Origin of the sequence: Symbioplanes lichenis (genome assembly GCF_030709675.1) — a bacterium.
GTDB classification, from domain to species: Bacteria; Actinomycetota; Actinomycetes; order Mycobacteriales; family Micromonosporaceae; genus Actinoplanes; species Actinoplanes lichenis.
In genome coordinates, this window is sequence record NZ_JAUZQD010000019.1 from 26651 (window position 1) to 53086 (window position 26436).

Genomic DNA, 26436 nt, shown 5'->3' on the forward strand with positions numbered 1-26436 from the left:
TCCGGCTCGTGTCCGTCGTCGAAGCCGCTCCGCCCGAGCCCGCCGACCCGCCGGCGGTTGAGGACCGTCGCGGCGGCCGGCTCCGTGCCTGGCGCCCGCACCTGATCGTCGCGCTGATCGCGCTCGCCCTCGCGGCGTGGGTGATCAGTGGTCTGTGGCGCGACCCGGAGGGCCGGGTCATCGCGGAGAACAAGGGCGACCAGGCGTTCTTCGAGTGGTTGCTGGGCTACGGGGTCTACACGCTCGGCCACGGCGCCGACCCGTTCTACACGTGGATGATGAACGCGCCTCAGGGCGTCAACCTGGCCGCGAACACCTCCATCACGGTCTACACGATTCTGTTCTCACCGCTGACGTTCCTGGCCGGGCCCCAGGTGAGCTTCGCGACGATCCTGACGCTCAACCTCGCCGGGTCGGCCTTCGCGTGGCACCTGTTCCTGCGGCGCTGGCTGGTCCGCAAGACCGTGCCCGCGGCGCTCGGCGGGCTGTTCATCGGCTTCGCGCCCGGGTTCGTGTCGCACGCCAACGGCCACCTCAACTGGACGGCCGGCTGGGTCGCGCCGGTGGTGCTGTGGTGGGTGCTGCGGCTGCGCGAGCCCGGGCGCTGGCTGCGGCACGGGGCGATCCTCGGCGTACTCCTCGCGATCGGCTTCTCCATCGCCGCCGAGGGACTTTTCTTCGTGGCTCTGGCCAGCGGGGTCTTCGTCATTGTCTGGTCGCTGCTGCCGGCCACGCGCGGCGAGGCCCGGGAAGCGGTGCGCACGGTCCTGGCCGGGCTCGGTGTCGCCGCCGTCGTGGCGGGCGCACTGCTCGCCTATCCGCTCTACATGCACTTCGGCGGGCCCCGCACCTTCACGGGGACGGGCTTCAACCAGTACCACTACGCCGAGGACGTGGCGGCCTGGTTCGGCTATCCGACCCGGTCGGTGGCCGCGTGGCTGGGCCTCGGGAGCGACCTCGCCCCGAACCCCACCGAGGAGACGTCCTATCTGGGCGTACCGCTGATGGTCCTGATGGTTGTGGGTCTCGTCACGCTGTGGCGGGCCGCGGCCCCCGGCCGGCGCTCCACCCTGGTCGCGGTGGCGGCCGTGGGCCTGGTCTTCTTCGTGCTCTCGCTCGGGCCCGGGCTCAAGGCGGGCGGGCAGCTGACCACCGTCAAGCTCCCGTACGCGGCCCTGATGCACCTGCCGCTCTTCGACTCCGCCCTCCCGGCGCGCTTCGCCCTCGTGGTGGCCGCCGTCGCGGGGATCGTGCTGGCGCTGCTCGCGGACAAGCTCCTGGCCGAGCCGCTGCCGTCGGTGGGCGAGCACACGGTGTGGGCCTGCGCGTTCGCCGTGGCGCTCGTGCCGCTGGTTCCGCTGCCGATCACGACCGACGCCCGCTCGCCGGAGCCGGCCTTCATCGCCGGCGGCCTGTGGAAGAAATACGTGAACGACGGCGGCGTCATGACGGCCCTGCCGATCGCGACCACGGACACCGCCGACGGGCAGCGCTGGCAGGCTTACACGATGGCCCGGGGCGGCGCGCAGTTCCGCATCCCCGGCGGCTATTTCCTGGGCCCGGGCGGGCCCGACGGCACCGGCCGGATCGGCGCGGAGTGGCGGCACACCGACTGGACGTTCTTCCAGGCGGCGTTCTACGGCATGGTGAAGTCGGCCGACGACTTCGACCGGGAGCAGGCCCGCGCGGACTTCGCGTACTGGGGGGTGGAGGCGGTCTTCCTGCCCGACGAGATCCAGGGCTCGCACACGCAGCTCTTCCACTCGGCGGTGGAGTCGACGGCGCGTTCGCTGCTCGGCCCGCCGGAGCGGGTAGGTGGCGTGCTGCTGTGGCGGATCCGGCCCGGGATCGACCCCGCCGCGCCCGAGTAGCACGCCGAGCTGGACGCTCGATGAGAGCGCGGCGACGGGCGGGATGCCGGACTGTGGCTGTCGCACAACACTGCTAACTTCTGCGCGTGGCCGTAGCTCCCACCGCCCCCGCCGTCGCCGACGAGCGACCAGCACCGCCCGAGCCGCCCGCCCGGCGCCGGGCCGCCTGGCTGCTCGACGTGGCCGCCGCCCTGGTCTGCCTGGGCCTGGGCTACTGGATCACGTCCGGGATCTGGGCCGACCCGGCGCGGCGCGTGGTGAGCTACAACCCCGGTGACCACGCGTTCTTCGAGTGGCTGCTCGGCTATGGCGTGCAGATCATGGAGCACGGGCTCGACCCGTTCCACACCACGCTCCTGAACGCCCCGGACGGCGTGAACCTCGCCGCGAACACCTCCGTCACCGTCTACGCCCTGCTTTTCGCTCCCCTGACCGCCTTGGCCGGGCCGTCGGTTGCGTACGTGACGATCCTCACGCTCAACCTCTCCGGCTCGGCCTTCCTCTGGTACCTCTTCCTGCGCCGCTGGCTCGTCGGCCACCGGGGTGCGGCGCTGATCGGCGCGCTGTTCTGCGGCTTCGCCCCGGGCTGGATCGCGCACGCCAACGGCCATCTCAACTGGACGGCCGGCTGGCTCGCCCCGGCGATCCTGTGGGCGGTCTTCCGGCTGCGCACCACCCGGCGCTGGTGGCTCGACGGGATCGTCCTCGGGCTGCTCATGGCGGCCGGCTTCTCGATCGCCGCCGAGATGCTCTTCTCGATCGCCCTCGCGACCACGATCTTCGTCCTGGTCTGGGCGAGCTCACGCGCCACCTTCCGCGAGGCGATGCGGGCGGCGCCCCGGGCCCTGGCCGCGGTGGGCGTCGCGGCGGTGCTCGCGGGCGCGCTGCTGGCCTATCCGCTCTACATGCACTTCGCGGGCCCGGGCTCGTTCAAGGGCACCGGATTCGACCAGCGCAAGTACGTCGAGGACGTCGCCGGCTACCTGGTCTATCCCTTCCGTACGCTGGCCGGGGCCCTGGGTTTCCAGCGCGGCGACCTGGCCTCCAACCAGACCGAGGGCGCCTCCTTCTTCGGCGCGCCGCTGGTGCTGCTCGTCATCGTCGGCACGGTGCTGCTGTGGCGCCGCGCCCCGCGCTCCCGCAAGGCCGTGCTCCGGGCGACCACGATCGTCGGCGTCCTCTTCATGCTGCTGTCGTTCGGTCCCCGGCTGAACTGGTTCACCAAGGAATATCCGGCCGTCCCCCTGCTCTACGCCCCGCTGGCCCACTGGCCGATCTTCGACTCCGCGCTGCCGGCCCGCTTCGCCCTCGCCGTCGTCTGCGTCACGGGCGTGCTGCTGGCCCTGCTCGCCGAGCGTGTGCTGACCGGATATCGGAGCCCGCGCCGGGTGATCGCGTGGACGGCCGCCTTCGCCGTGGCGCTGGTGCCGATCTTCCCGACCCCGGTGCTGACCAAGGAGCGGTCGCCGGAGCCGCGCTTCATCGCCGACGGCACGTGGCGCGACTATGTCGCCGACGGGCAGGTGATGACGTCGCTCCCGTTCGGGGCCAGCTCCGCGCCGGACGCCCAGCGCTGGCAGGCGTACACGATGGCTCGTGGGGGCACGCAGTTCCGCATCCCCGACGGTTACTTCCTCGGACCGGGTGGCCCCGACGGCACCGGCCGGGTGGGCGCGCTCCCCCGCCGCACCGACTGGATGTTCCTGCGCTCGGCGCTCACCGGCTATGTCGAGGACATCGACAACTACGACCGGGCGCGGGTGCGCGAGGACATGACGTACTGGGGGGTGCACGCGATCTTCATCCCCGAGGAGATCACCGGCAAGGACGGGCCGCTCTTCCGGCAGTCGCTGATCGCGACGATGAACGACCTCTTCGGGCCCGGGCAGCAGGTGTCGGACGTGCTGCTGTGGCAGATCCGGCCGGGGATCGACCCCGTCTCCGTACCGGGCGACGGGAGCGACAACTGGTGATGCCCCTGGCCGGCGTGACGGCCCTCGGCCGTTACGCCGGGATGCGGTCTACGCTGGCACGGTGAGCACCTCCACGTTGCAAATTCTCCGCCCCGGTCTCGTCGACTACCGCGAGGCCTGGGAGGAGCAGAAGCGCCTGCACGACGCCGTGGTCGCGGGTTCGCAGCCGGACACGATCCTGCTGCTCGAGCACCCGAGCGTCTTCACGGCCGGCAAGCGCACCGAGCCCGCGGACCGCCCGTTCGACGGCACCCCGGTCGTCGACGTGGACCGCGGCGGCAAGATCACCTGGCACGGCCCGGGGCAGCTCGTCGGCTACCCGATCGTCAAGCTGGCCGACCCGATCGACGTGGTCGCGTACGTGCGGCGCATCGAGCAGCTGCTCATCGACGTCTGCGCCGAGTTCGGCGTCACGGCCGAGCGCGTCGAGGGCCGCAGCGGCGCCTGGGTCCGCGCCGACGACCGTGGCCCCGACCGCAAGGTGGCCGCCATCGGCATCCGCGTCGCCCGCGGCGTCACCCAGCACGGCTTCGCCATCAACTGCGACTGCGACCTCGACAACTTCGGCCGCTTCGTCCCCTGCGGCATCCGCGACGCCGGCGTGACGTCGCTGTCGCAGGAGCTGGGCCGCCCCGTGACTGTCGCCGACGTCCTCCCGGTCGTCGAGAAGCACCTCCCCACGCTGCTGTGAAGCTCTACAACAACCCGCGCGACAAGCGGGTCTTCGTCCCCAAGGACGGCGGCGGCGTCGCCCTCAACTTCGGCCACCCGGTCGCCTGGTGGATCTTCATCTGCATGACGGTGGTCCCCCTGATCATCGTCGCCGTGGTGACGGTCGCCGTCCTCGCCTGAGTTATCCCCAGCCGCGAGTTGTCCACAGGTCGCCCCGCGCCGGACAGCGACTTCGCGCGACAATGTCCAGCGGGGGCGACCCCGGGAAGGGTGGGCTCTCGTTACGGGGTCACGCGGTGGAGGTCGCGCGGGAAGGCCGTGACCTCGCGGACGTTCGACGCCTCCAGCAGGCGGGCGACGAAGCGTTCGAGGCCGATGGCGAAGCCGCCGTGCGGGGGCATGCCGTACTTGAAGCCGTCCAGGTAGCCGGCGATCGCGCCGGGGTCGGGGGCCACGGCGAGGTAGTCCTCGTACCGGTGCAGGCGCTGGCCGCCCGTGGTGAGCTCCAGGCCGCGGAAGAGCAGGTCGAAGCTGTTGCTCCAGCGTGGGTCGGACGGCTGCGGGTGCGTGTAGAACGGGCGTTTCGCCATGGGGTAGCCGGTCACGAAGACGAAGTCCGAGCCGTGCTCGCGGCGGGCCCATTCGCCCAGGGCCCGCTCGTGCGCCGGGGCGAGGTCCGGCTCGTCGGCGGGGGCGCCAGCGATGCGCAGGGCCTCGCTGAAGTGCACGGCCGGGATCTCGGACGGCACCGGCGGGACCGCGATCCCCGTACGCTCGGCGACCGTTGCCGTCATCCCCGCCACCACCGTGGTCAGCACCGCCATCACGTCGCGGTGGTCGGTGACGAAGCCCAGTTCCGCGTCGAGCGACGTGTACTGGGCGAGGTGGCGGGAGGTGTCGTGCGGCTCGGCGCGGAAGACCGGACCGACCTCGTAGACGCGTTCGAAGACGCCGACCATGAGCTGCTTGTAGAACTGCGGGGACTGCGCCAGGTACGCCGGACGGCCGAAATAGTCGAGCGTGAAGACGGTGGCACCGGACTCGGTGGCCGTACCCACGATCTTGGGGGTGTGGATCTCGACGAACCGCTGGGCCTCCAGCGTCGCGCGAAAGCCCGCGGCCGCGGCGGCGGCCACGCGCAGGGCGGTCGCACGGGTGGGGTGACGCAGGGCCAGGGCGGCGTGGTCCAGCTGGGTGGCGAGGCCCGCGCCGAGTGCGGGGCGATGCAGTTCGAACGGCAGCGGTACGGGCGGAGCACTGCTCAGCACCCGTACGGACGGAGTGGTCAGCTCGACCCCCGCCGGAGCCGCCGCGTTGGCGGTGACCTCGGCCGTCACCTCGACGACGGTCTCCTCGGACAGCGCCTCGATCGCGGCGCGCGGGCCGGGTTCGGTGACCACCACCTGGCTGAGGCCCGCGGCGTCGCGGACGATCAGGAAGGCGACCGACTTGAGCAGCCGGCGGCGGTGCACCCAGCCGGCGATCGTGACGGTGGTGCCCACGTGGGCGGGCAGCTCGGTGGAGAGGATGCGTTGCATGGCTTGGTGACCTCCTCGGGACTCTGCAACGCGGCCCCAGGGAGGTGTGGGCGAGCGGGATCCTCGCGGTGCCACCACACCTTCACGCCCGTACGGGCGCCTCTTTGTCGTGCTCGGCTCAGGACTGTCTTCGCGCCCCGGCGCCGGGCCACCTTCACAGCGGGCGGTGGCTCTCTCGGCCGGCGGGATCGGGGCGTTACTTGGTTCCGTCACTGCCGTGAGCAGGACGTTAACAGTGGGGTTCGAGAGGTTGCATCGCATTTTCGGCACAAGGGTGATCGCCCTCACAGATCTGGATACGTGAGCCTCGTCGCCCCTGCTCCGCTTGATCTTGCTTCCGGCGTAACCTCGGGGTTGTGACTATTGCTCCCGAGGGCCGCCGCATGCTGCGCATCGAGGCGCGCAACGCCGAGACTCCCATCGAGCGCAAACCGCCGTGGATCAAGGTCAAGGCGAAGATGGGCCCGGAGTACACGCAGATGCGCGGGCTCGTCCAGAAGGAGGGCCTCCACACGGTCTGCCAGGAGGCCGGCTGTCCCAACATCTACGAGTGCTGGGAAGACCGCGAGGCCACCTTCCTCATCGGGGGCGACCAGTGCACCCGGCGCTGCGACTTCTGCCAGATCGACACCGGCAAGCCCGCCGAGTTCGACGCCGACGAGCCGCGCCGCGTGGGCGAGTCGGTCGCCACGATGGGCCTGCGCTACGCGACCGTCACCGGCGTCGCCCGGGACGACCTGCCCGACGGCGGCGCCTGGCTCTATGCCGAGACGGTCCGCCAGATCCACAAGCTCCAGCCGGGCTGCGGCGTCGAGCTGCTGATCCCCGACTTCAACGCCGACCCCGAGCAGCTGGCCGAGGTGTTCGGCGCGGCCCCCGAGGTGCTGGCGCACAACGTCGAGACGGTCCCGCGCATCTTCAAGCGCATCCGCCCCGGCTTCCGCTACGAGCGCTCGCTCGACGTCATCACCCAGGCCCGCGCGGCCGGGCTGGTCACCAAGAGCAACCTCATCCTGGGCATGGGCGAGGAGCGCGCGGAGATCAGCCAGGCCCTGCGCGACCTGCACGCCGCCGGCTGTGAGCTGATCACCATCACGCAATACCTGCGGCCCACGCCGCGGCATCACCCGGTGGAGCGCTGGGTCAAGCCGGAGGAGTTCGTGGAGCTGAGCGCGGAGGCCGAGGAGATCGGTTTCGCGGGCGTGATGTCGGGGCCGCTGGTGCGCTCGTCCTACCGGGCCGGGCGGCTCTACCAGCAGGCGCTGGCCGCTCGCGGCTGACGCTCTCGCCTTTCCGGCAGCCGGTGCCTTCGCTTCGCGGCCGGCGCTCTCGTTCTCGGACAGCCGGTGCCCTTCGCTGGGGCACCGGCTGTTGCCTTTCCAGCCGCCGGCCGCTCGACGTCGGGCCACGCGGTGCTCGCGGACCCTTCCGGCCGCCGGCCGCTTCCGGCTTTCCGCGCGGTCAGCGGTGCTCGCGGACCTTTCTGACCGGCCAGCCGGCGACGGTGGCGACGTCGTCGTCGGGGGTCGAGGGCGCGAAGACCCACTCCTCGATCGCGTGGCTCAGCGACACCGGCAGCCCCGGAGCGACCGGAGCGACGCCCTGCTCCTCGGCATAGAGTTCGTCCGCGTGACAGGCCCCGGCCAGAGCCGCGCGCAACCCGGCCGGCCCGTCGTCACCGCGGGCGATCAAGGCACCGGTCAGCCAGTCGCGCAGCTCCCAGCCGGTGGCCGAGGTGCGGCTGTCCTGCACCACGCGGCGGCCGGAGCGCACGATCTCCCGGGCCCGGCGCAGGCGCTCCTCGTCGGCCACGAAGGGCGCTTCCAGCAGGGCGCGGACGTACTCCCTGACGAGGTCGTCCATCGGCGCACCCGCTCGTTCTCTCCATCATCAACTAACTAGGCAATCTAGCTAATTTGCCGGGCGGGAGGCAAGAGCGGCCGCAGCTCCCGGGCAGGCACCGCAGCACGGTCCCTGCCCAGCTGACGCGACGCGCCGACCCTTACACTTTCGGGTATGGCAAAGCCCCAGGAGAAGGTGTCGTTCGGTGAGCGCCTGAAACAGATCGGCCAGGTGTTCACGTTCACGGCGCGGCAGGACAAGTGGTTCGTTCCGCTGGTGATCGCGGCGGTGCTGATCCCGGTCGCGCTGACGGTGACCTTCGTGCTGCTGGGCTGGGGCTGGGTCTGGATCCCGGTCGGCGTCATGGTCACGCTGCTGGCCGTCCTGATCGTGCTCAACCTGCGCTCCAACGCGGCCATGATGAACGCCGCCGAGGGCCAGCCGGGCGCCGCCGCCTCGATCATGGAGAACCTGCGCGGCGACTGGCGCGTGCGCCCCGCGGCGAGCTCCACCACCCAGTTCGACATGGTGCACATCGTCATCGGCCGCCCGGGCGTCATCCTGCTCGGCGAGGGCCAGGCCCAGCGCGTCCGCGGCCTCATGGGCCAGGAGAAGCGCCGCCTGTCCAAGGTGATCGGCAACGCCCCCATGTACGACTACGTGATCGGCCAGGACGAGGGCGAGCTCTCGATCCGCAAGCTGCGCACGACGATGCTCAAGCTCCCGCGCAACCTCACGGGCAAGGACGTCAACGCGCTCGACAAGCGCCTCGCCGCCCTGATGGCCCGCCCGCAGATGCCGAAGGGCGCCATCCCCAAGAACATGCGCCCGTCGAAGGGTGCCTTCCGCCAGCAGCGCCCCCGCTGACGTCCAGCAACGCCCCGCTGACGTCCAGCAACGCCCCGCTCATGTCCGGAAGAGCCTCATTGACGTCCGGCAGTGCCCCGCAAACTGACCGTTTGCGGGGCCGGTTCTTAGTGACCGGCAGGTAAAGTTTGTCCCTCATTCGCCGAATCGGTGCTGGGAGACATGCGTGTCGGAAATTTCCCTCGAGGCCGCGCTCCGCGCGCTGGTGGATCAGATCGGGCGCGGTGTCCCGCGTGGCGCGATCCGCGGACCTGTTCGAGTGGACCTCACGGTTGCGGTCACCGGTGACGCCGGCGACGCTCGATGGGAGCTCAGCTCGTCCGGGCAGGACAACGCCCACCGGATCAGTCTGATTCTGGCCGTGCCGGACGGATACGGGCCGGCAGCCGCGGGCACGTGGGAGGCGGCGGACCGGTCCGCGCCGATCCCGTACGGGGACCTGCCGGACGAGACTCCGATCGGAGAGAGCCCGGGCGGCCCGTACGATGCGCTTCCCCCCATCGTCCGGCCGAAGCCGGGCGTCAAGGACGACCGTGACAACTGAGCGCTTCCACAGCCTGCCTGCCGCCGATCTCCCGCCCGCACCCAGTCCGCTGGAAGTCGCCAACAACCGCATCCGGGACGCGGCGAAGTGGCTGGTGGCCAGTTCGGCCGCCGTGGGCGCGGCCATGCTGGCGGGCAGTCAGCTCTCGGACATCGGCGAGCTGCCCCCGGCGCTGCCTGACTCCGTGGAGCACGCGCGGCTGTGGGTGGCGGTCCTGGGCGCCGTCCTGGCGCTCACCTCGGTCGTCTTCGCCATCTGGACGGCTGTGCGGATCCTGCTCCCCCAGCTGATCCACCTCAGTGATCTGGCCGAGGCCTGGGACGCACCGGGCAGGGCGATGGCCCCGGTAGTCCAGCAGTTCCGCCGAAACCCCAAGTATCTGCAAGGTTTCCCCGCTCCCGCGGAGCTCGCCCGGCGGCGCGAGGAGCTCGTACGGCAGCAGCGGGAGGAGGCCGCGGAGCCGACGGACCCCGCCCGGGTGGTCGCGGCCATCGCCGACGTGGACGAACGCATCACCGCGGTGGAGGACATCGCCACCCACGAGGCGCTCAAAACCCAGTTCGGCCGGGCGATGCGGCGCTTCGTCGCGGCGGCGGCGATCGCGGCAACAGGCATCGTGGCCTTCGCCTGGGCTGCCAATCCCCCGGACAAGACGCCGGTGGCGGATCTGCGGAACGGCCGATTCACCGGGTCGGTGCTGCGCGACGCGGACCTCACGAACGCCAAGCTCGATCACGCCGATTTCACCGGCGCGGATCTGACCGGCGCCGACCTGACCGGTGCCTCGGTCACCGGCGTCGTCTGGTCCCGCACGATCTGTCCGGACGGGACGCGCAGCGACGTGGACGGCACCTGTGCCGGCCACTTGTCGCCGGAGTGATGCCGTGACCGGCGCTGAGCAGCGGATCTGTGCCGTCAGCGGCACCCTGGACGGCTCGGGGCATGCCCTTTCCCCCACCCTGGTGCTGACCGCGGGTCACGTCGTCGGTGAGGTGAGCGACGACGTGACCGTGACGCTGGCCGATGAGACGGTTCCGGGGCGCGTGGTCTGGCGCGGCGACCATCTGGACGTGGACGTTGCGGTGGTCCGGACGGCTCAACCTCTGCGGCAAGTGCCGGACGCGGCCGTCCGTTACGGGGAACTGCGCGGCACGGACCCGGTGGAGTGCCAGGCACTGGGCTATCCGGCTGTCCTCAGGAACAACGCGGGCGACCGGCGCCTCGATCACCTGCGCGGCCCCGTGCTGCCCATGGTGGGGACCGAGAACGACCGGTACGCGCTCAACTCCACCCAGGTGGCCCCGAACCCGCTGCCTCCGGTGACCGACAAGACCGGCCGGACCGTGTACCCGACCTGGTACGCAGGCATGTCGGGGGCGGCCCTGCTGACCTCCGACGACCCAGGGATCGTGCTGGGCGTGCTCGTTGCCGTGCCCGCCGCCCGGTACGGCCCCGGCCGGCTCGAAGCCGCTCGCATCTCCCCGCTGCTGGCCGACATCACCTTCTCCCGGCTGGTCGGCGCGGGTCCCGACGACGTCGTCGCGTGGCCGGCTACGGCGCTGCCCACGGGAGCGATCACCCATGACGACGCCGTCAGCAGTCTTCCCTCCACCAGTAACCTCCGGAACGAGCAACTGCCCTACGTGGCTCCGGCGACCACCGATCCCCTCCATCCGAGCCGCATCCTGGACCGGCTCTCGGCTCCCGCGGGAGACCCGGCGATCCTGCTGGTCGGCTCGGCCGGCATAGGCAAGACCCGGTGCTGCCTGGAGGTGGGCGACCGGGCCGTGGCCGCAGGTTGGAAGGTCGTCCATCTCCGGCCCAGCGATCGTGTGTTCGGCACCGACGAGCTCATCGCTCTTTTGTCCGGGCCGGGCGTCGACCGGCTGCTACTGATCATCGACTATCTCAACGAGTCCGGTCTGGACTTCCCCGCCTTGAAGCACCGGGTGCTGCCGGAGGCGCGGCGGCGGGGCATCCGGCTGGCCCTCCTCGCCTCCGCCCGGCCGGGCTGGTTCTACCGCGCCGACAGCACGCCCGCGCGCGAGGTCTTCACCCCGCTCATGCTCCAGCCCAGTGAGCAGCACCTCGAGCACATCCAGGACCAGATCATCGCGGCGCTCGCTCCCACCGCACGCACCACCCTCGGCGAGGAACGGCTGCGGACGCTGTGCGGACGGCGACCCATCATCGCCATGCTGATCGCCGCCGAGGCCGAGTCCCAGGCGAGAGAGGGAATGCTGCGCGCGGCGGACGGGCTCCGTCCGGAACAGCTCCTGGACTGGTTGACCCGGCGGCTGACCGAGGACCGGCTCACCCACACTCCGGCTGATCTCGTTTCGGACGACGGTCCAAATGCTGCCCTGCTCACCTGCGCCACCTTGGTGGCGGCGATGCCGCAGGACGGGGAGAGCGTGCTCGCGGCCGGCCGGGTCACGCAGCCGGACAGGCCCGAGGAGGCCGAGCGAATTCTCGGTGTACTGCGCACGATGGGGTGGGTGGCCGACACGCCGGAAGGCGTGTCCACGGTGCATGACATCGTCACCGACCAGCTCATCGAGGGCGTCACCGTGGAACAGGCCAGCGGGAGAGTGCGCCGCGGCGTGACGGACGTCGTTCTCTCCGGCGCCTTGGTGCGGTCCCGTGGCCTCGGCCGCTTCGCAGTCAACTTGGGCCGGCTGATGCGCGACCTTTCCGACAGCGAGCGCGGCAAGGCACTGTCGGAGTACTGCGCCGCCTGGCTGACCGCCAACTCCCCGGGGATCGGGACCGTGCTCGCTACCGACGGGGACGAGGGAGCGTACGCGCTGGGCGCGATGATGGACAATCCGGCGTGGGCACCCGCACTGTTCGACGGCTGGGATCTGCTCGTGGGCTCCTGGCTCGATCACCACGGTGTTTCTGTTTCCGCCCGGCACCTGCTCTACAAGGGTCTGCGGGCGGTTGCCCCGCAACGCGCCGATCACCTCATCGAGATCGCCCTCGAATGGCTCGACCGGCACCGCAACAACCGGTACGCCAGCTTCGTCGTGGCGCCGCTGCTGAACCGGCGCGACATGGCGCCTGACCGAGCCGCACGAGCCGTCGACCACGCCCTCTCGTGGCTGGGCCGGCACAACGCGCTGCCCGAGGCGGTCCGGGTGATTCAGCCTTTGCTGTACCGCCCCGACCTCACGGAGGACCAAGCCGGGTACATCGACCGGCTCGGCTTCTACTGGATGGAGCACCAACCGGAAAGCGAGCATCGCGGTTACCTTCTGCCCGCTCTCCTGGGCAGCACCACCCTGTCCGCGGAGCAGTCACGCATGGTCCTGGCCCACGGCCTGCAGTGGCTGGCCGCGAACATCGTCCATCGCCAGGCGGCGCATGTGCTGGCCCCGCTTCTGAGCCGTGACGATCTCACCCGCGACCAAGCGGCAGTCCTGCTGGACGCCGTCTTCTCCTGGCTCGCCAAGCGATCCATCGACTCGAACGGCCACATCCTCAGCGTGCTCTTGCGGCGCACGGATCTCACGACCACCAAGATCGACGTCGTCATCGGCCATGCGCTCGACTGGCTGGCCGCGAACCAGGATGCGAGCCACGCCAGCTTCGTCCTTCCCCCGTTGCTCGAACGCTCGGAGCTGAGCCCGCAGCAAGCGGAGGCGGCGATTCGGCACGGCATGGCCTGGCTCACCGGACAGTTCATCCAGGACGATGCCGATTTCACGATGCGCAGCATTCTCGAACGGCGCGAACTGTCCGCGGATCAAGCGCGCACGGTGGCGGACTATGCCCTCGTCTGGCTCGGTGAGCACGGCCGCGGCGAGAACGGTGCGTTCCTGCTGCGCTGCCTCCTCCTCCGGACCGACCTCGACGAGCAGCAGTCCGCCCTGCTGTCAGGTCTGGCGATGCTGTGGCTCGACGAGAACGCCCTCACGGAGGCCGCCACCTTCATTTTCGGCGTGCTTCTGATCAGGTGTGCCACCGATGCTGCGAGCACCGACAGGGTCTTCGCTCGTGCGGTCGCCTGGCTGGACGCCAACGCGGCGTCCAGCGCCAACACCGACTTCGTTCTCCGCAAACTGCTCAACTACACGAGCTCGCGGCCGGAGAACAACGACCGGGTCGTCACGCACGCCATCGACTGGCTCTCCCACCACTCCGACCAGGCGGAAGCCAGCTTCCTCCTGGATGAATTGGTGAGCCGTCCCGGCCTCGACGAACGGCAATCCACCGCCTTGGTGGATCTGGCGATGAAATGGCTGGAGCACCACGCTCTCACGGAGGCCGCTTCCTTCGTCTTCGGCGCGCTGCTGACCAGACCCGCCCTTGATGCCTCGACCACCGACGAAGTCTTCACTCAAGCGGTCGGCTGGCTCGACGCCAACGCGGCTTCCAGCACGAGCGCGAGCTTCGTTCTCGTCCGTCTCCTCGCGAACGAGCAGGTCCGGGACCGGGCCGCAGTCCAGGTGGCACCGCACGCGCTGGCCTGGCTGGATGCCCGGCGACCCGATGACGCCGACTTCGTCCTCCGCAAACTGCTCAGCCATGTGAATCTGCGGCCGGAGGACAACGACCGGATCATCATGCATGCCGTCGACTGGCTCTCAAGCCATCTCGGCCAGGCGGAAGCGAGTTTCCTTCTGCAGGACCTGACGGGCCGGGACGACCTGAGCCCCACGCAGGCGGCTGCCGTTCTGCGGTGCGCCGTCGGCTGGCTCGAGCAGCACTGCACGACGGCCCATGCGATCTTCGTCATGAAATACGTGCTCGGGCGGCACGAGGACGCGCCCGAGTCGCTCGGTCCGACCCTGAAGGCCTGGGCGGAGCATTTCCGGGACCCCTTCGGCCTGACCTATGACATGCACTATTCCCCGCAGAAGGCGTTCGACGACGCGATCGCCTCGGTGCTGCTGGACTGGATCGACGAACACCCTGACGACGTGCACAACATGAGCCGGCTCTGCGGGCTCTCCCGCGCCTTGGACCAGTACGGCGAACTGGGCCCGCGCATCGTCCGTGCGGCCGAACGATGGCTCGACAGCGTGCTGGCAACCGCGACGGCTCCGCCCGAGACCGACTTCCTTCTCGAGTTGCTGTGCTCCGCGATCCGGCTGCGGACGGGGATCAGCGGCGCCCTGCTGGACGATCTGCTCGTGCGGTGGGTGACAGAACCGGCTGCGCTACAGGCTGCGGCGCGGCCCACGGTCTCGTACGAGAGCCTCGGCCGGCGGCTGTGTGCCGTGATCCGTACCGGCCGTTTCGCTCCGCCCGCCGCCGAGTCACTGCTGCGGCGGTTGCTTGCGTGGGTTCCCCATTGGCGACCGACGGTCAGCCGCGCCGAGCAGACTCCGCTGGTGCAAGCGGAAGGCCGGGCCTTGCTCGCACTGTATGCCCGGCCGCGCCCTTGACGCGGATTTGTCCGATTTACCGCGGGGCGGACGGGCGGGGCAGGCGGAGGACGATCGAGCCGGCGGCGCGGTCGTGGAGGCCCCGGCCGTCGCCGTCCATGATGACGGCGGGGATGAAGAGGGCCAGCAGGAGCGCGCGGATCAGGGCGCGGCCGAGGCCGATCGCGCCGTTGTCGGCGAAGGAGACGCAGCGCAGGCGGGCCAGGAACATGCCCGGCGTCTGTCCGAAGAGGCCCAGGAAGAACGTGTTGACCGCGACGAGCAGCAGCACCGGCGGCCACGGAGTTTCCTGCGGGTTGGCGAAGAAGCTCGCGACCAGCATGCACAGCGCCCAGTCGATGATCAGCGCCGCAAGACGCCGGCCGAAGCCGCCCAGCTCTGCTTGATCGCGTGTGGCCACGGGCCGAGCGTAGTCGGCGGCGCTTTGGCGGCATTCGGACCCCCGGCCGGTGTGACCAGGGTTAGGGTTCGACTGGTGGCGGCCGTGTCAACGCGGTCCTTAACACGGCAGAAACAATAGAGACACGCCCGGGCAACCCCCACCCCATAGCGTCGCGACCAGCCTAGCCACCGTGGCGGCTCACGCCGCTTCGCTGAACTGAATTTTCGTGCCAGGAGGACGTGTGTTCGCCAATCCCGAGGAACTCCTGCGATACCTCAAAGACGAGGGCGTCAAGTTCGTCGACGTACGGTTCTGTGACCTTCCCGGCGTGATGCAGCACTTCAACATGCCGGTGGAGTCGTTCGACGACAGCGTCATCAGCGACGGCCTTGCCTTCGACGGGTCCTCGATCCGCGGGTTCCAGGCCATCCACGAGTCGGACATGCTCCTGCTCCCGGACGTCACCACCGCCTTCATCGACCCGTTCCGGATCCAGAAGACGCTGGCGCTCAACTTCTTCATCCACGACCCGTTCACGCGCGAGGCGTACTCGCGTGACCCGCGCAACGTGGCGAAGAAGGCCGAGCAGTACCTCGCGTCCAGCGGCATCGCGGACACGGCCTACTTCGGCGCCGAGGCCGAGTTCTACATCTTCGACTCGATCCGCCACGAGACCTCCGCCCACCAGGCGTTCTACTACATCGACTCGGTCGAGGGCGCGTGGAACTCCGGTCGCGAGGAGGAGGGCGGCAACCGCGGCTACAAGACCGCGTACAAGGGTGGCTACTTCCCCGTCGCGCCGCTCGACCACTACTCCGACCTGCGCGACGCCATGGTGCGCCGGCTGATCGACTCGGGCTTCACCGTCGAGCGCTCGCACCACGAGGTCGGCACCGCGGGCCAGGCCGAGATCAACTACAAGTTCTCGACGCTGCTGCACGCCGGCGACCAGATGCAGATGTTCAAGTACATCATCAAGAACACCGCCTGGGAGCACGGCAAGACCGCGACCTTCATGCCGAAGCCGCTCTTCGGCGACAACGGCTCCGGCATGCACACCCACCAGAGCCTCTGGCTGGGCGGCGAGCCGCTGTTCTACGACGAGACCGGGTACGCCGGCCTCTCCGACACCGCCCGCTGGTACATCGGTGGCCTCCTGCACCACGCGCCGTCGCTGCTCGCGTTCACCAACCCGACCGTCAACTCCTACCGGCGCCTGGTGCCCGGCTACGAGGCCCCGGTCAACCTGGTCTACTCGCAGCGCAACCGCTCCGCCTGCACCCGCATCCCGGTGACCGGCAGCAACCCGAAGGCCAAGCGCGTCGAGTTCCGCGTGCCGGACCCGTCGTCGAACCCGTACCTGGCCTTCTCGGCCCAGATGATGGCGGGCCTCGACGGCATCAAGAACAAGATCGAGCCCCCGGCCCCGATCGACAAGGACCTCTACGACCTCCCGCCGGAGGAGTGGGGCAACGTCAAGCAGGTGCCGGGCTCGCTCGACGCCGTGCTCAACAGCCTCGAGGCCGACCACGAGTTCCTCACCGCCGGCGGCGTCTTCACCGACGACCTGATCAGCACCTGGATCGACTGGAAGCGCACCAACGAGATCGACCCGGTGCGCCTGCGCCCGACCCCGCACGAGTTCGAGATGTACTACAACGTCTGACCCTCTCTGAGCCCGTGACCGGCGGAAACGCCTCCTGCTTCGGTCGCGGGCCCACGTAGGGCCCCACGTAGCGGACGGCGGTCACGCTCGGCTCCCAGCCGACGTGGCCGCCGTTTCGCTTGTCGCAAGTGCCCCGTCGACCAGCGGGCGCGTGCGGTTGAGGAGGTCCGGCCACCGTCTTGACGGCGCCCCGACGTGTATCAGCAGCGTCGCGTGGTATTGGCGAAGCCCGTGCACGCAGGGCCGCCTGAGTGCAACAGACATGATTTCGCCATTTGTCGCCGTCGCGACTGTTCAAACCGCCGCAGGTGACCCCTTTGACCGCTTGGGTCGAGATGAACGACAACGTATGACCGCCCTGAGTCCGTGACCAGCGAAGCAGATCTCCGCTTGAATCTTGGGCACAGGTGAGCCCCAATGCAGTGAACGGCGTCGACACCCAGCTCCCAGCCGGCATGGCCGCCGATCAGCGTTCGAGTGTCACGTCCCTGCGGGGAAACAGGACGATCTTTGCCGCTCAATCGTCTTGTTGTGCGCTCATTGCGTGATCGCATCACCGCGCTATGATGCCTCGCGCACTTCAGTCGTTCACGCCTGTCGAAGCGGCTCTCCGCCTATCGCTCAGCTGCGTGTGCCGCTGTCGAACGGGTTCCGGAAGAGGACGATGATGCGGAAGCTCGGCACCAATATGGCCATCGCGTCGGCGACAGTCTTGGTGGCTTACTTCGCCATCCAGTTCACGCCGGGCAACAAGATCGACACGTCGCGAGAGTACCTGGGCCTTCTTGTCTTCCTCGCCATCGCGATCGCCATTTTCGTCACCATGGACTGGCTGACCGACCGACGCCTTCCTTCGAAGCAGGCACAGATCCGCACACCTCGGCTGGAACAGCAGTTGAGCGAGTTGGCCGACGTCATTCGCAATGGCAGCGAGATCATGAACAGGGTGGAGGCGGAGTTACGCCTGCGGGAAAGGCACGCGCAGGAACTGGAAAGACGCACCAGAACCCTGAGCGAAGTCGCCAAGCTGCGCGAGGACGAGGCGAAGATCGTAGGTGAGTTCCTCACCGACCAGCTTCACGCCAAGCTCGCGGACATGGACCGGTCCAGTCGACGGACGAGTTGGATCGCCTTCGGCATGGGTCTTGTCATGTCGATCCCGATCGGCCTGTTCGTCAACGCCGTGTCGCAGTAGCGCCGAAGCCATGGTTCGGCGCTGACCCGCCGTGGCCTCAAGATCGCTGGCGGGCGACCGCGTCGGCGGTGAGCGGGGTGAAGAGGTTGACGAGGGCGCCGTCGGGGTCGCGGAAGAGCAGGGAGCGGTTGCCCCACGGCATGGTGGTCGGCTCCTGGACGATGTCGGTGAGGGTGGGGCGCAGGCGGGCGTACTCGGCGTCGACGTCGGCCACGCGGAACTCGATGATGGCCGAGCGGTTGGCGGCCGGTTCGGCCGAGCCCTCGCCGAAGAGCTTGACCGTGGCGGCGCTGCCGATGGCCAGCGTGGCTCCCGGGAGCGCCAGCTGTGCGAAGTCCGGGGTGAAGCGCTGCGCGGCGACGCCGGTGACCTGCTCGTAGAAGGCGGTCAGCCGGTCGACGTCGGCGGTGATGATGCGTACGGATGCGAAGTTCATGACCATCACGCTAGAGGCAATACCGGTCAGCATCCGCCCGGTTGATCGGCGAACTTCGGCGGGTGGACGACGCGGAAGCGTTCGAGGAGGACGAGGGTGTCGTCGGTGAAGGGGATGGTGAGGGCGGCGCTGCGGCGTTCGAAGTAGCGGCGGTGCTCGGCCTGCCAGCTGGCGAGGGTGCGGTCGTCCTCGCCCTCGTCGTACGCGAAGTCCGCGTCCACGTCGCGGAAGGGCACCAGGCGGAGCTCCGTCGTGCGGAGGATCACGCGCGGGGCGCCGGCGCTGTCGCAGACGATCCAGTACGTGCCGATGCGCGGGAACTCGTCCGGCGCGAACTCGGCGGCCAGGGTCGCCGTGGCGCGCTTCGTGCCGTTCTGCACCAGGTCGAGGAGTTCGTCGGCGAGGCGGGGCGAGTCACCGAAGCGCTCGACCGTGCAGGAAGCGCCGGCGGCCTCCGGGAAAGTTGCCCAGAAGGCCGCCGCCGCTGCCGTGTCGAGGGGGGCGAGGGGCATTACATGATCTTAAAGAATGTGACCGAGCCGCAGGAACACCGTCTCGCCGGTCGCGTCGTCGATGGCGTCGTTGTCGGTCACCGCGTACGCCCGGCCGTTGCCCGTGATCGCCAGGCCCTCGACCTTGTCCTGCACCCAGCCGTTGTCGGCCTGAAGCGCCGGGAGCAGGTCCTTGACCAGCTTCTTCTTGACCGTCGGGACGCCGGTCCACGACCTGGGCACGTCGAACCGGTAGACCTTCTTGATCGCGGCGGCCGGCCCGCGCTGGTTGTCGCGCTCGATGACAGCAAAACCACCATGGGGTACGGCCACCAGCTCCGACAGTCCGGTCCAGCCCACGGCGGGGGTGTCCAGCGGGTACGCCAGCCAGGACCACGTACCCCCGGAGTATTTGCCGATGCGGGTGAAGGTCTCGCCCTTCAGCGGGCGCTGCACGGCGACCCACACGTCCTGGCCGACCACCGTGATGCCTTCGAGGCCGTTGGTCGTGATCGCGGCGGCCACGTCGGCGGGCAACGGGATCTCCTGCCGCACGCGGCCGCGGGTGTCGAGGCGCACGATGAGGTTCGGCGTGGTGGCCGACCCCTCGACCGCGAGCCAGTAGCCGTCCCGCACGGCGGCGATGCCCTCGGCGTCGTACCCGATGGGCCGGCCGTCCTTGGTGACCGTCAGCTCGGACGTGATCGTGGCCGGGGTGCCGGCGACCGAGACGCCGAGGATGCGGGTCGGCGTGTACGCGCTGTCGGTCACGGAGACCAGCGACGACGCGGAGCCGGGCACTGCCGAAAGGCCCGACAGCGTGCCGTACGGAATGGTCCTCGGCGAAACCAGCGACGGGAACGCGCCGGACTTCGGGCCGAAGCCGAAGAGCTGCACCGAGCCGCGGATGTTCGCGTCCGGGATCTCCTCCTCGCTGGACACCACGACGAGGTTGCGCGACGGGACGGCGACGACGCCCTCCGGCCCGTTGGTCGTCGGGAGCAGCTGCTTGAACCGGGGCTTCGACGGCTTCGACACGTCGTAGACGGCGGTGAAGTTGCCGCGCTCCGAGTTCACGAAGACGTACGGGACCCCGCCGAACCGGCCGAACGCCACGTTCTCGGGCTCGATCCCCTTGGCGTCGGAGCGCTTGTCCGGGTAGAGCCCGTGCTGCACGGCGATCCGCTCGAGCGTGTTGCCCGCGTCCCACACGACCTTGCCGCGCCGGTCGAAGACGGTCCAGCCGCGCGAACCGCCCTCGTAGTCGCCCTCGTTGGCGGTGGCGAACAGGTCGTCGGAGATCCAGGTGACGCCGTCGGGCTCACGCTTCGCGGTGATCGAGCCGATGAGCTCGATCCTGTCGTCGTCCAGCGTGTCGACGCCGTCGACCGTGACCGAGCCGGCGCTGAAGTGCGAGACGACCTTTCCGGCGGCGAGGGAGACGACCGCGATGTGGTTGTTCTCCTGGAGGGTGACGACGGCCTCGTCGCGGGAGTTGATGCTGACGTACTCGGGCTCGGGGTCCTCGGGGACGACCGCGGCGAGACCGGTGAGCGACACACGCGACACGGTCCATGTGCGCGTGTCGATGATTGAGAGCCACCCGGCGGGCGCGAGGGGGAAGACGTCCTCGTCTCGCTCGTTTTCGATGGCGACGGCGATGTAGCGTCCGGACGGCGCGACGGCGACCGAGTCGGGCTGGCCGCCGAGGTTGAGCGTCCGCACTGTTTTGCGCGTCCGATCGTCGACCACCACCAGCTTGCCGGACGGCGCGCTGTACGAAGCACTGGTGTTCACCGCCGCCAGCAGCAGGTGACCGAGGTGGGCGACCGACGTCGGCTCGCCGCCCATGGCCAGCGTGCCGGTGGGCTTGGGGCGGGAGGCGTTCGAGATGTCCAGGAAGCCGAGACGCTCGCCCGGGCTGTCGGTGTAGACGACCGTCCGGCCGTCTTCCGTGACGGTCGAGATCTCGGCGGCTGCCTCGTCGTCGATGCTGGAGTTCAGGTAGGCCGGCACGGTCGCGAGCCGGCGGAACTGGCCCTCGTGGGGAACGACAGGAGGATGAGCGGCCGCGAGGCCGACGGCGACCGCCGTGACAAGTGGGATGAAGGCCATGCCGTCTGCCTACGGCAACCGGCGGGCGCTCAGGTGGACGCCCGGGAAACCTCCGGTGTCCCGATCTTGCCGACTGCCTGCTCATGGGGCGCATCATCGCGAAGCGGCAACGCCACGAGCAGCACGAGCCCCGCCAGCACGTACAGGTTGCTGCCCACGGCATAGAGCGGCGGCCTGTTCCCGCCGTCCCACAGCCACAGCGTCCGCGCGCTCAGCACCACGAAGATCCCCGCACCCGCCCACGCCCACCGCCGGCCGGACATGACGCACCGCACCAGCGCCGGCAGCAGCCACACCGAGTGGTGCACCCAGGTGACCGGGCTCAGCAGCAGCCCGAGAATGCCGGTCAGCGCCAGCCCGCCCAGCAGATCCGCGCGCCGCACCCGCCACGCCCAGATGCCGAGCGTCACCAGCACGCACACGATCCACACCTTCGACTCCACGGCGTCGATCGGGAAGCGGGCGAGCATGCCGCGCAGCGACTGGTTGGACACGTACTCGAGGTTGCCGACGCGGTTGGTGTCCCAGAGCGCGGCCGTCCAGAACTCGCGCGAGGCGTCCGGCCACAGTGCCGCCATCACCAGGGTCGTGCCGGCGGCGGTGCCGATCGCGACGCCGAGGGCCCGCCACTGCCGCGTCACCAGCAGATAGAGGATGAAGACGCCCGGGGTCAGCTTGATCGCCGTGGCCAGGCCGATGCCCACGCCCGCCCAGCGCCGCCCGCGGGCCAGGCCGAGCAGCATGTCGCCCGCGACCAGGGCGAGCAGGAGCATGTTGACCTGGCCGAAGCCGAACGTCTCGCGGACCGGCTCGAAGATGAGCGCCAGGCAGGAGGCGACGGCCAGGACGTACTTCGGGTTCCAGCCGCGCCGCTCGGCCCAGGGCGCGACCAGCCACCACATGACCACCACGGTCACGACGATCGTGGCGATCGAGGCCAGCGCCTCCACGGCACCGAGCGGCAGGACCGCCATGGGCGACATGACCAGGGCGGCGAAGGGCGGATAGGTGAACCCGTACGGCGTGCCGGGCGTCAGGTAGTCGTAGATCAGGCCGCCGTCGCGGAACCAGTAGCGGACCGCTCCCGCGTACACGGAGGTGTCGAAGTAGAAGTGGAAGACCGCCGACCAGATCAGGAGGGCGGCGGCCCCGGCACCCAGGACGACGAGGAGCAGGAGGCGGCGGGTCACGCAGCCACCCTACGATCACGACGCACGCGAATAGCTGCCACCACCAGCAGCGCGGTGACGAGGATCGCGCCGGGTACGCGGGTGTAGAGCGCCCAGTTGTAGCCGGCCGGGGTGGTCAGCGTGGCCGCGAAGGCGCACAGGGCGAGGAGGAGGCGGCCGCGCAGGAGGACGGCGAGAGGCCAGACCGCGTACCAGGGGTGGAAGACGGGGGCGCAGAGGACGGTGGCCGCGAGCGCAAGGCCGGCGTGGCGGATGGGGTCGCCATGGCGAAGGGCGCGGAACCAGAGGGCGACGAGAATCACCGCCAGGAGCAGTACCCCGAGGAGTCGGGTCACTTCGATGGCATTTTTGCCGAAAAAAGTGGACAGGACGATGCCGACGGCGGTGGACGGCGAGGTCCAAGCCACGGTGTCACCGCTGCGCAGGAGGCCCCCTACCCACCCGATACCGCGGCCTGAGAGGAGAGTCAACGCGGCCGTCGCCAGGAGGACGCCGCCGCCGACGGAGGCGATCGAGCGCCACAGGGGGCGAGTGCCGAGGATCACGGCGAAGGGCACCACCACGATGGCGGTCGCCTTCACGCCGACGGCGAGGCCGAGCACCGCGCCGGCGGCGATCAGCCAGGGCCAGGCCGGGCGGGACGCCGCAAGCGCCAGGCCGCCCACGATCAGGCCCGCCATCAGGGCGTCGTTGTGCGCGCCGGACACGAAGTGGATCAGCACGAGCGGGCAGGCGAGGACGATCCACAGCGCGCGGGCGGGGTCGAGGGACATGCGGCGGGCCAGCACCGGGACGCCGACGGCGAGCAGGGCCAGGCCGAGCAGCGCGACGATGCGCAGACCCGCGATCACGCCGGCCAGCGTGCCGGCTGCCGCGGTGACGCCGGCTGCCAGCAGAAACAGCGGTCCGTACGGGGCGGGCGACGCGGTCCACGCCGGGTCGACCGAGGTCAGCCAGGGACACCCCGACCCCCCGACCCCACCGGCGTACGGGTCGCCGCCCACGTGTTGCACCCAGCCTTGACACGCGTACGAGTAGACGTCCGCACTGCCCAGCGGCAGCACCGGGAGCAGGGGCAGGTACCAGAGTCCCGCCGTGAGCAAGGCCCAGCGGGTCGAGGGCACGGCGTGGCGGCCGTACCACCAGGCCAGGATCAGCACCGTGATCCCGGTGACCCACAGGATCGGGAGCAGCACGCCGCGCTGACCGCTGAGCAGGGTGCCGGGGTTGACGCTGGGCAGCCGTTCGTAGCCGGCGCCGCCCAGCCACGCGGTGCCGGCCGTGGCCAGGCTGCCCGCGAAGCCGCCCCAGCGGATCAGCCGCGGACTCATGTGACCGGTGTCCGCAGCCGGCGCACCGACCGCCACGCGACCCAGATCACCAGTCCCGTGACGGCGAACGCCAGCGGCACCTGCAGCGGCTTCCACGCGCCGTCGCCGTTGGGCAGGATGAGGAACATCACGGCGATCACGGCCGCGTCCAGCCAGCGGGTACCCGCGGTGGCGACGGCCCACAGGACGAGGGGCCAGTAGAGGTACCAGGGCTGGGTGATCGGTGCGAGGAAGATGACCGCCAGCAGGGCCAGCCCGGCGCCGCTGAGCGGGTCGGCGTCGCGGTAGCGCCACCAGATCACGACGAGGGCGACGAGCAGGACCACGAGCGCGGCTGTCCGGGCGGCCGGGACGACGTCGATGTCCGCCCCTACCAGCTTGCCGACAGCGTTGACGGCGATGCCGACGGCCGTCGCGGGCGAGGTCCAGCTGCGGGACTCGCCCGCCCCGGACAGCGACGTGGCCCAGCCGAAGCCGAGCCCCGAGCCCAGCGACAGCGCGCCGATGAACGCCACCGCGCCGAGGACGACCGCTCCGCCGCGCCGGACAAAAGCCGTGAAGTCCCGCAAGCCGCCGGAGGCCAGCAGTGCGGCGAACGGCAGTACCACGCCGATCGTCGACTTGACCATGATCGCGGCGCCGAGCAGGGCCCCACCCGCGACGAGCAGACCGGCCGGACGCCGGCCCGCGATCAGGGCGAGACCCGCTACGAGCAGCGCCATCGCGAGCGTGTCGTTGTGCCCGCCGCCGACGAAGTGGACCATGACCAGCGGGCAGCAGAGCACGAGCCACAGCGCCCGCCGCTCGTCCACGTGCAGCCGCCGGGCCAGCGGGGGCAGGGCCAGCGCGAGCCCGATCAGCGCCACGACCTCGTACGCGCGGAAGATCCCCAGCGCCACCGCCTGCGACCCGAACGAGGCCGCCAGCCCCGACAACAGGATCCACAGCGGACCGTAGGGAGTGGGAGTCGTGCGCCACACCACGGACACCGACTCGATCCACGGACACGGCTGCGCCGCGATCGGATCCACGGACGGATTGAAGCCGGCGCCGACGAGGGCACCCTGGCACGCGTACGCGTACATGTCCCGGCTGGCCAGCGGCGGCACGAAGAGCAGGGGCACCACCCACAGCGCCGCCGTGACCAGGACCCACGTGCGCGACACGTCGAGCCGGCGCCCCAGCCACCACGCGGCGCACAGGGCACTCAACCCGAGGATCCAGAGCGCCATGATGAGGACGCCATCCGGCCCGCGCAGGATGCTCGCCACCGACACGCCCCGGCGGATCCACGTCGGCGCCCCGAAGAGCACCGCGTCGATCGCGCAGCACACCGCCCCGGCGAAGCCCAGCCACCGCACCCCGGCCGGGGTCCTCAGCGCCCGCATCACCGCGGTTCCGGCGGATCCGCCCGCCCGCAGCGCGGCCGTCACGTCGCCGCTCGCAGGATCGCCACGCCCTCGACCGTCGTGAACGGCTCGTAGAAGGTCGCCAGGTCGGCCGCGATGCCGCCACTCGGATCCACGGCGGCCGGCGGCGTGTCCAGCACCACCAGCTTCGGGCGCTCCGGCGACGCCAGCATCGCGCGCAGCTCCGGCAGCGCCGACGGGATCTTGTCGATCGGTTTCCCCCACAGGTACGGATACGGCGACACCCGGTCGGCCGCGAAGTACAGGTACGCCTCGGACTCGAGCACGTAGATCCGATCGTCCGGCGCCGTGCTCGCCACGATGACCGCGGCGATCCGATCGTCGCGGCGGGCCAGGGCGTCGTACGGGATGGTGTCGGCTCGTCGCTGCGCGGACATGGGCACCAGCGCGACCAGCCAGACCAGCGTGGGCAGCACGAGCAGCACGCCGGCCGCCGGTCCCAGCCATCGCCGCCCCCGCGCCGGCCCGGCGCCATTCGCGCCGGCGCTCGCATCCCCGCCGGTATCCGCATCCCCGGCGGTATCCGCACTCGGGGCGCGGGACAGGCCCGCGACCGCCGCGGCCGCCAGCACGACCAGCGCGGGATACGGCTGCACGAAGTAGTGCGGCCAGTACGACCCCCCGAGGTTGATGCCCACGAACCCGGCGGCCAGCCACCCGCCGAGCACCCACCGCCCCCCGCGGTCCAGCCACCGCCAGCCGAGCAGCGACACCACCAGGACCAGCGTGACATCGAGGGCGATGTCACCGGCGTGCTGCCCGAGATCGGCGAGCCGCGTCGAGCTGTTCGACCCCTCACCGCCGATCGCCGCGAACTGGTATCCCGCCAGCGCGGACCAGTACGCCCCCCAGCCGGTGACCAGTCCGTGCACCGCCGACGCCGCCACGGGCACCGCCGCGGCCCCGCCGAAGACCGCGAGCCGCCGCCACCGGCGCAGCACGATCAGCAGCACCGCGCCGACCACGATCCCGTCGATGCCGGACTGCTTCATCGTGAGCGCCGCCCCGGCGAGCAGCCCGGCGCCCGCCAGCCACCACAGCGACCTCTCCCGGCGCCACCAGAAGATCAGCAGCGCGATCGACACCGTGGACGGCACGCTCGCCAGCAGCTCGCCGTTGAGCGTCATGCCCTCCAGATGCGGCGCGAGCCCGGCGATCGCGTAGATCCACGCCGCCCACACCGCCGCGCTCCGGCCCGCCAGCAGGCCCGCGACGACGGCGACGGCCACGGTGAGAACGGCGCCCGCGAGCACCATGCCGGCCCGGATCGTCCAGCCCTCACCACCCATCGAGAGCAGCAGCCTGTACGTAAGGAGGAGCCCCTGCGGCCGGTCGAGCCACACGGTGTCGTAGAGCCGGTCGCCGCTCGCCCAGCGCCGGGCCACGTACGCGTAGCCGCCCTCGTCCGTCGAAAGCCCGCTGAAGACGAACGGCACCCGCACCAGAACCGCGACAACCACCGCAGCCATGATCGATCCACGCGGCGTGACGCCGGAGAGA

At 70.4% G+C, this 26436-nt stretch carries 21 protein-coding genes; 11 read left to right on the forward strand and 10 right to left on the reverse strand.

Annotated elements, in window-relative coordinates:
- Positions 1–8: 8 nt before the first annotated feature.
- The 4 genes from RAN62_RS35835 to RAN62_RS35850 all read left to right on the forward strand — a co-directional run bounded on the left by RAN62_RS35835 (position 9) and on the right by RAN62_RS35850 (position 4696).
- Positions 9–1871: a DUF6311 domain-containing protein gene (locus tag RAN62_RS35835; RefSeq protein ID WP_305789300.1), complete on the forward strand. Its 1863-nt coding sequence runs from the start codon at positions 9–11 to the stop codon at positions 1869–1871.
- Positions 1872–1957: 86 nt separating this feature from the next.
- Positions 1958–3844, forward strand: a complete 1887-nt coding sequence (locus RAN62_RS35840) for a DUF6311 domain-containing protein (protein ID WP_305789301.1) — start codon at positions 1958–1960, stop codon at positions 3842–3844.
- A gap of 61 nt (positions 3845–3905) precedes the next feature.
- Positions 3906–4535, forward strand: coding sequence for a lipoyl(octanoyl) transferase LipB (lipB, locus tag RAN62_RS35845; RefSeq protein ID WP_305789302.1), 630 nt, complete (start codon positions 3906–3908; stop codon positions 4533–4535).
- Positions 4532–4696 (forward strand): peptide ABC transporter substrate-binding protein, encoded by a 165-nt coding sequence (locus RAN62_RS35850; protein ID WP_305789303.1) that lies wholly within the window; start codon positions 4532–4534, stop codon positions 4694–4696. The genes lipB and RAN62_RS35850 overlap by 4 nt, the downstream gene beginning before the upstream one ends.
- A 101-nt stretch (positions 4697–4797) precedes the next feature.
- Here RAN62_RS35850 and aspS read toward each other — a convergent pair whose 3' ends face one another.
- A complete protein-coding gene (gene aspS, locus RAN62_RS35855) occupies positions 4798–6054 on the reverse strand; it encodes an aspartate--tRNA(Asn) ligase (RefSeq protein WP_305789304.1) in 1257 nt (418 codons plus the stop codon).
- 383 nt (positions 6055–6437) lie between these two features.
- On the opposite strand from aspS, the gene lipA reads away from it, so the two are divergent.
- The gene (gene lipA, locus RAN62_RS35860; RefSeq protein ID WP_305789457.1) at positions 6438–7334 is read left to right on the forward strand and encodes a lipoyl synthase; all 897 of its coding nucleotides are present in this window, start codon (positions 6438–6440) and stop codon (positions 7332–7334) included.
- Between the two features lie 181 nt (positions 7335–7515).
- On the opposite strand, the gene RAN62_RS35865 is transcribed toward lipA, so the two are convergent.
- Positions 7516–7917 carry a hypothetical protein gene (locus RAN62_RS35865; RefSeq protein ID WP_305789305.1) on the reverse strand — a complete coding sequence of 134 codons (402 nt, stop codon included), beginning with the start codon at positions 7915–7917 and terminating at the stop codon, positions 7516–7518.
- 153 nt (positions 7918–8070) lie between these two features.
- Here RAN62_RS35865 and RAN62_RS35870 point away from each other — a divergent pair, with 153 nt between their 5' ends.
- From RAN62_RS35870 to RAN62_RS35885, 4 genes are all read left to right on the forward strand, one after another.
- Positions 8071–8763, forward strand: coding sequence for a DUF4191 domain-containing protein (locus RAN62_RS35870; RefSeq protein WP_305789306.1), 693 nt, complete (start codon positions 8071–8073; stop codon positions 8761–8763).
- 166 nt (positions 8764–8929) lie between these two features.
- A complete protein-coding gene (locus tag RAN62_RS35875) occupies positions 8930–9307 on the forward strand; it encodes a hypothetical protein (RefSeq protein ID WP_305789307.1) in 378 nt (125 codons plus the stop codon).
- Positions 9297–10187 carry a pentapeptide repeat-containing protein gene (locus RAN62_RS35880; protein ID WP_305789308.1) on the forward strand — a complete coding sequence of 297 codons (891 nt, stop codon included), beginning with the start codon at positions 9297–9299 and terminating at the stop codon, positions 10185–10187. The genes RAN62_RS35875 and RAN62_RS35880 overlap by 11 nt, the downstream gene beginning before the upstream one ends.
- Positions 10188–10299: 112 nt before the next feature.
- Entirely contained in the window at positions 10300–14700 is a 4401-nt protein-coding gene (locus RAN62_RS35885; RefSeq protein ID WP_305789309.1) for a hypothetical protein, read from the forward strand.
- Between the two features lie 16 nt (positions 14701–14716).
- On the opposite strand, the gene RAN62_RS35890 is transcribed toward RAN62_RS35885, so the two are convergent.
- Positions 14717–15100: an RDD family protein gene (locus RAN62_RS35890; RefSeq protein WP_305789310.1), complete on the reverse strand. Its 384-nt coding sequence runs from the start codon at positions 15098–15100 to the stop codon at positions 14717–14719.
- Between the two features lie 223 nt (positions 15101–15323).
- Here RAN62_RS35890 and glnA point away from each other — a divergent pair, with 223 nt between their 5' ends.
- Positions 15324–16748 (forward strand): type I glutamate--ammonia ligase, encoded by a 1425-nt coding sequence (glnA, locus tag RAN62_RS35895; protein ID WP_305789311.1) that lies wholly within the window; start codon positions 15324–15326, stop codon positions 16746–16748.
- A 667-nt stretch (positions 16749–17415) separates the two neighbouring features.
- Complete coding sequence (locus tag RAN62_RS35900; RefSeq protein ID WP_305789312.1) at positions 17416–17943, forward strand: hypothetical protein; 528 nt, start codon at positions 17416–17418, stop codon at positions 17941–17943.
- A 37-nt stretch (positions 17944–17980) separates the two neighbouring features.
- Here RAN62_RS35900 and RAN62_RS35905 read toward each other — a convergent pair whose 3' ends face one another.
- From RAN62_RS35905 to RAN62_RS35935, 7 genes are read right to left on the reverse strand one after another with little or no spacing between them, the layout of a single operon-like run.
- On the reverse strand, positions 17981–18379 hold the full coding sequence (locus tag RAN62_RS35905; protein WP_305789313.1) for a VOC family protein: 399 nt from the start codon (positions 18377–18379) through the stop codon (positions 17981–17983).
- Between the two features lie 26 nt (positions 18380–18405).
- The gene (locus RAN62_RS35910; protein WP_305789314.1) at positions 18406–18891 is read right to left on the reverse strand and encodes an ASCH domain-containing protein; all 486 of its coding nucleotides are present in this window, start codon (positions 18889–18891) and stop codon (positions 18406–18408) included.
- A gap of 9 nt (positions 18892–18900) precedes the next feature.
- Positions 18901–20985, reverse strand: coding sequence for an esterase-like activity of phytase family protein (locus tag RAN62_RS35915; protein ID WP_305789315.1), 2085 nt, complete (start codon positions 20983–20985; stop codon positions 18901–18903).
- Between the two features lie 29 nt (positions 20986–21014).
- Positions 21015–22175 carry a glycosyltransferase 87 family protein gene (locus tag RAN62_RS35920; protein ID WP_305789316.1) on the reverse strand — a complete coding sequence of 387 codons (1161 nt, stop codon included), beginning with the start codon at positions 22173–22175 and terminating at the stop codon, positions 21015–21017.
- The gene (gene mptB / locus RAN62_RS35925) at positions 22172–23506 is read right to left on the reverse strand and encodes a polyprenol phosphomannose-dependent alpha 1,6 mannosyltransferase MptB (protein ID WP_305789317.1); all 1335 of its coding nucleotides are present in this window, start codon (positions 23504–23506) and stop codon (positions 22172–22174) included. The genes RAN62_RS35920 and mptB (RAN62_RS35925) overlap by 4 nt, the downstream gene beginning before the upstream one ends.
- Complete coding sequence (gene mptB / locus RAN62_RS35930; RefSeq protein ID WP_305789318.1) at positions 23503–24939, reverse strand: polyprenol phosphomannose-dependent alpha 1,6 mannosyltransferase MptB; 1437 nt, start codon at positions 24937–24939, stop codon at positions 23503–23505. Before mptB (RAN62_RS35930) ends, mptB (RAN62_RS35925) begins: the two co-directional genes overlap by 4 nt.
- The gene (locus RAN62_RS35935; protein WP_305789319.1) at positions 24936–26405 is read right to left on the reverse strand and encodes a hypothetical protein; all 1470 of its coding nucleotides are present in this window, start codon (positions 26403–26405) and stop codon (positions 24936–24938) included. The genes mptB (RAN62_RS35930) and RAN62_RS35935 overlap by 4 nt, the downstream gene beginning before the upstream one ends.
- Positions 26406–26436: the final 31 nt, after the last annotated feature.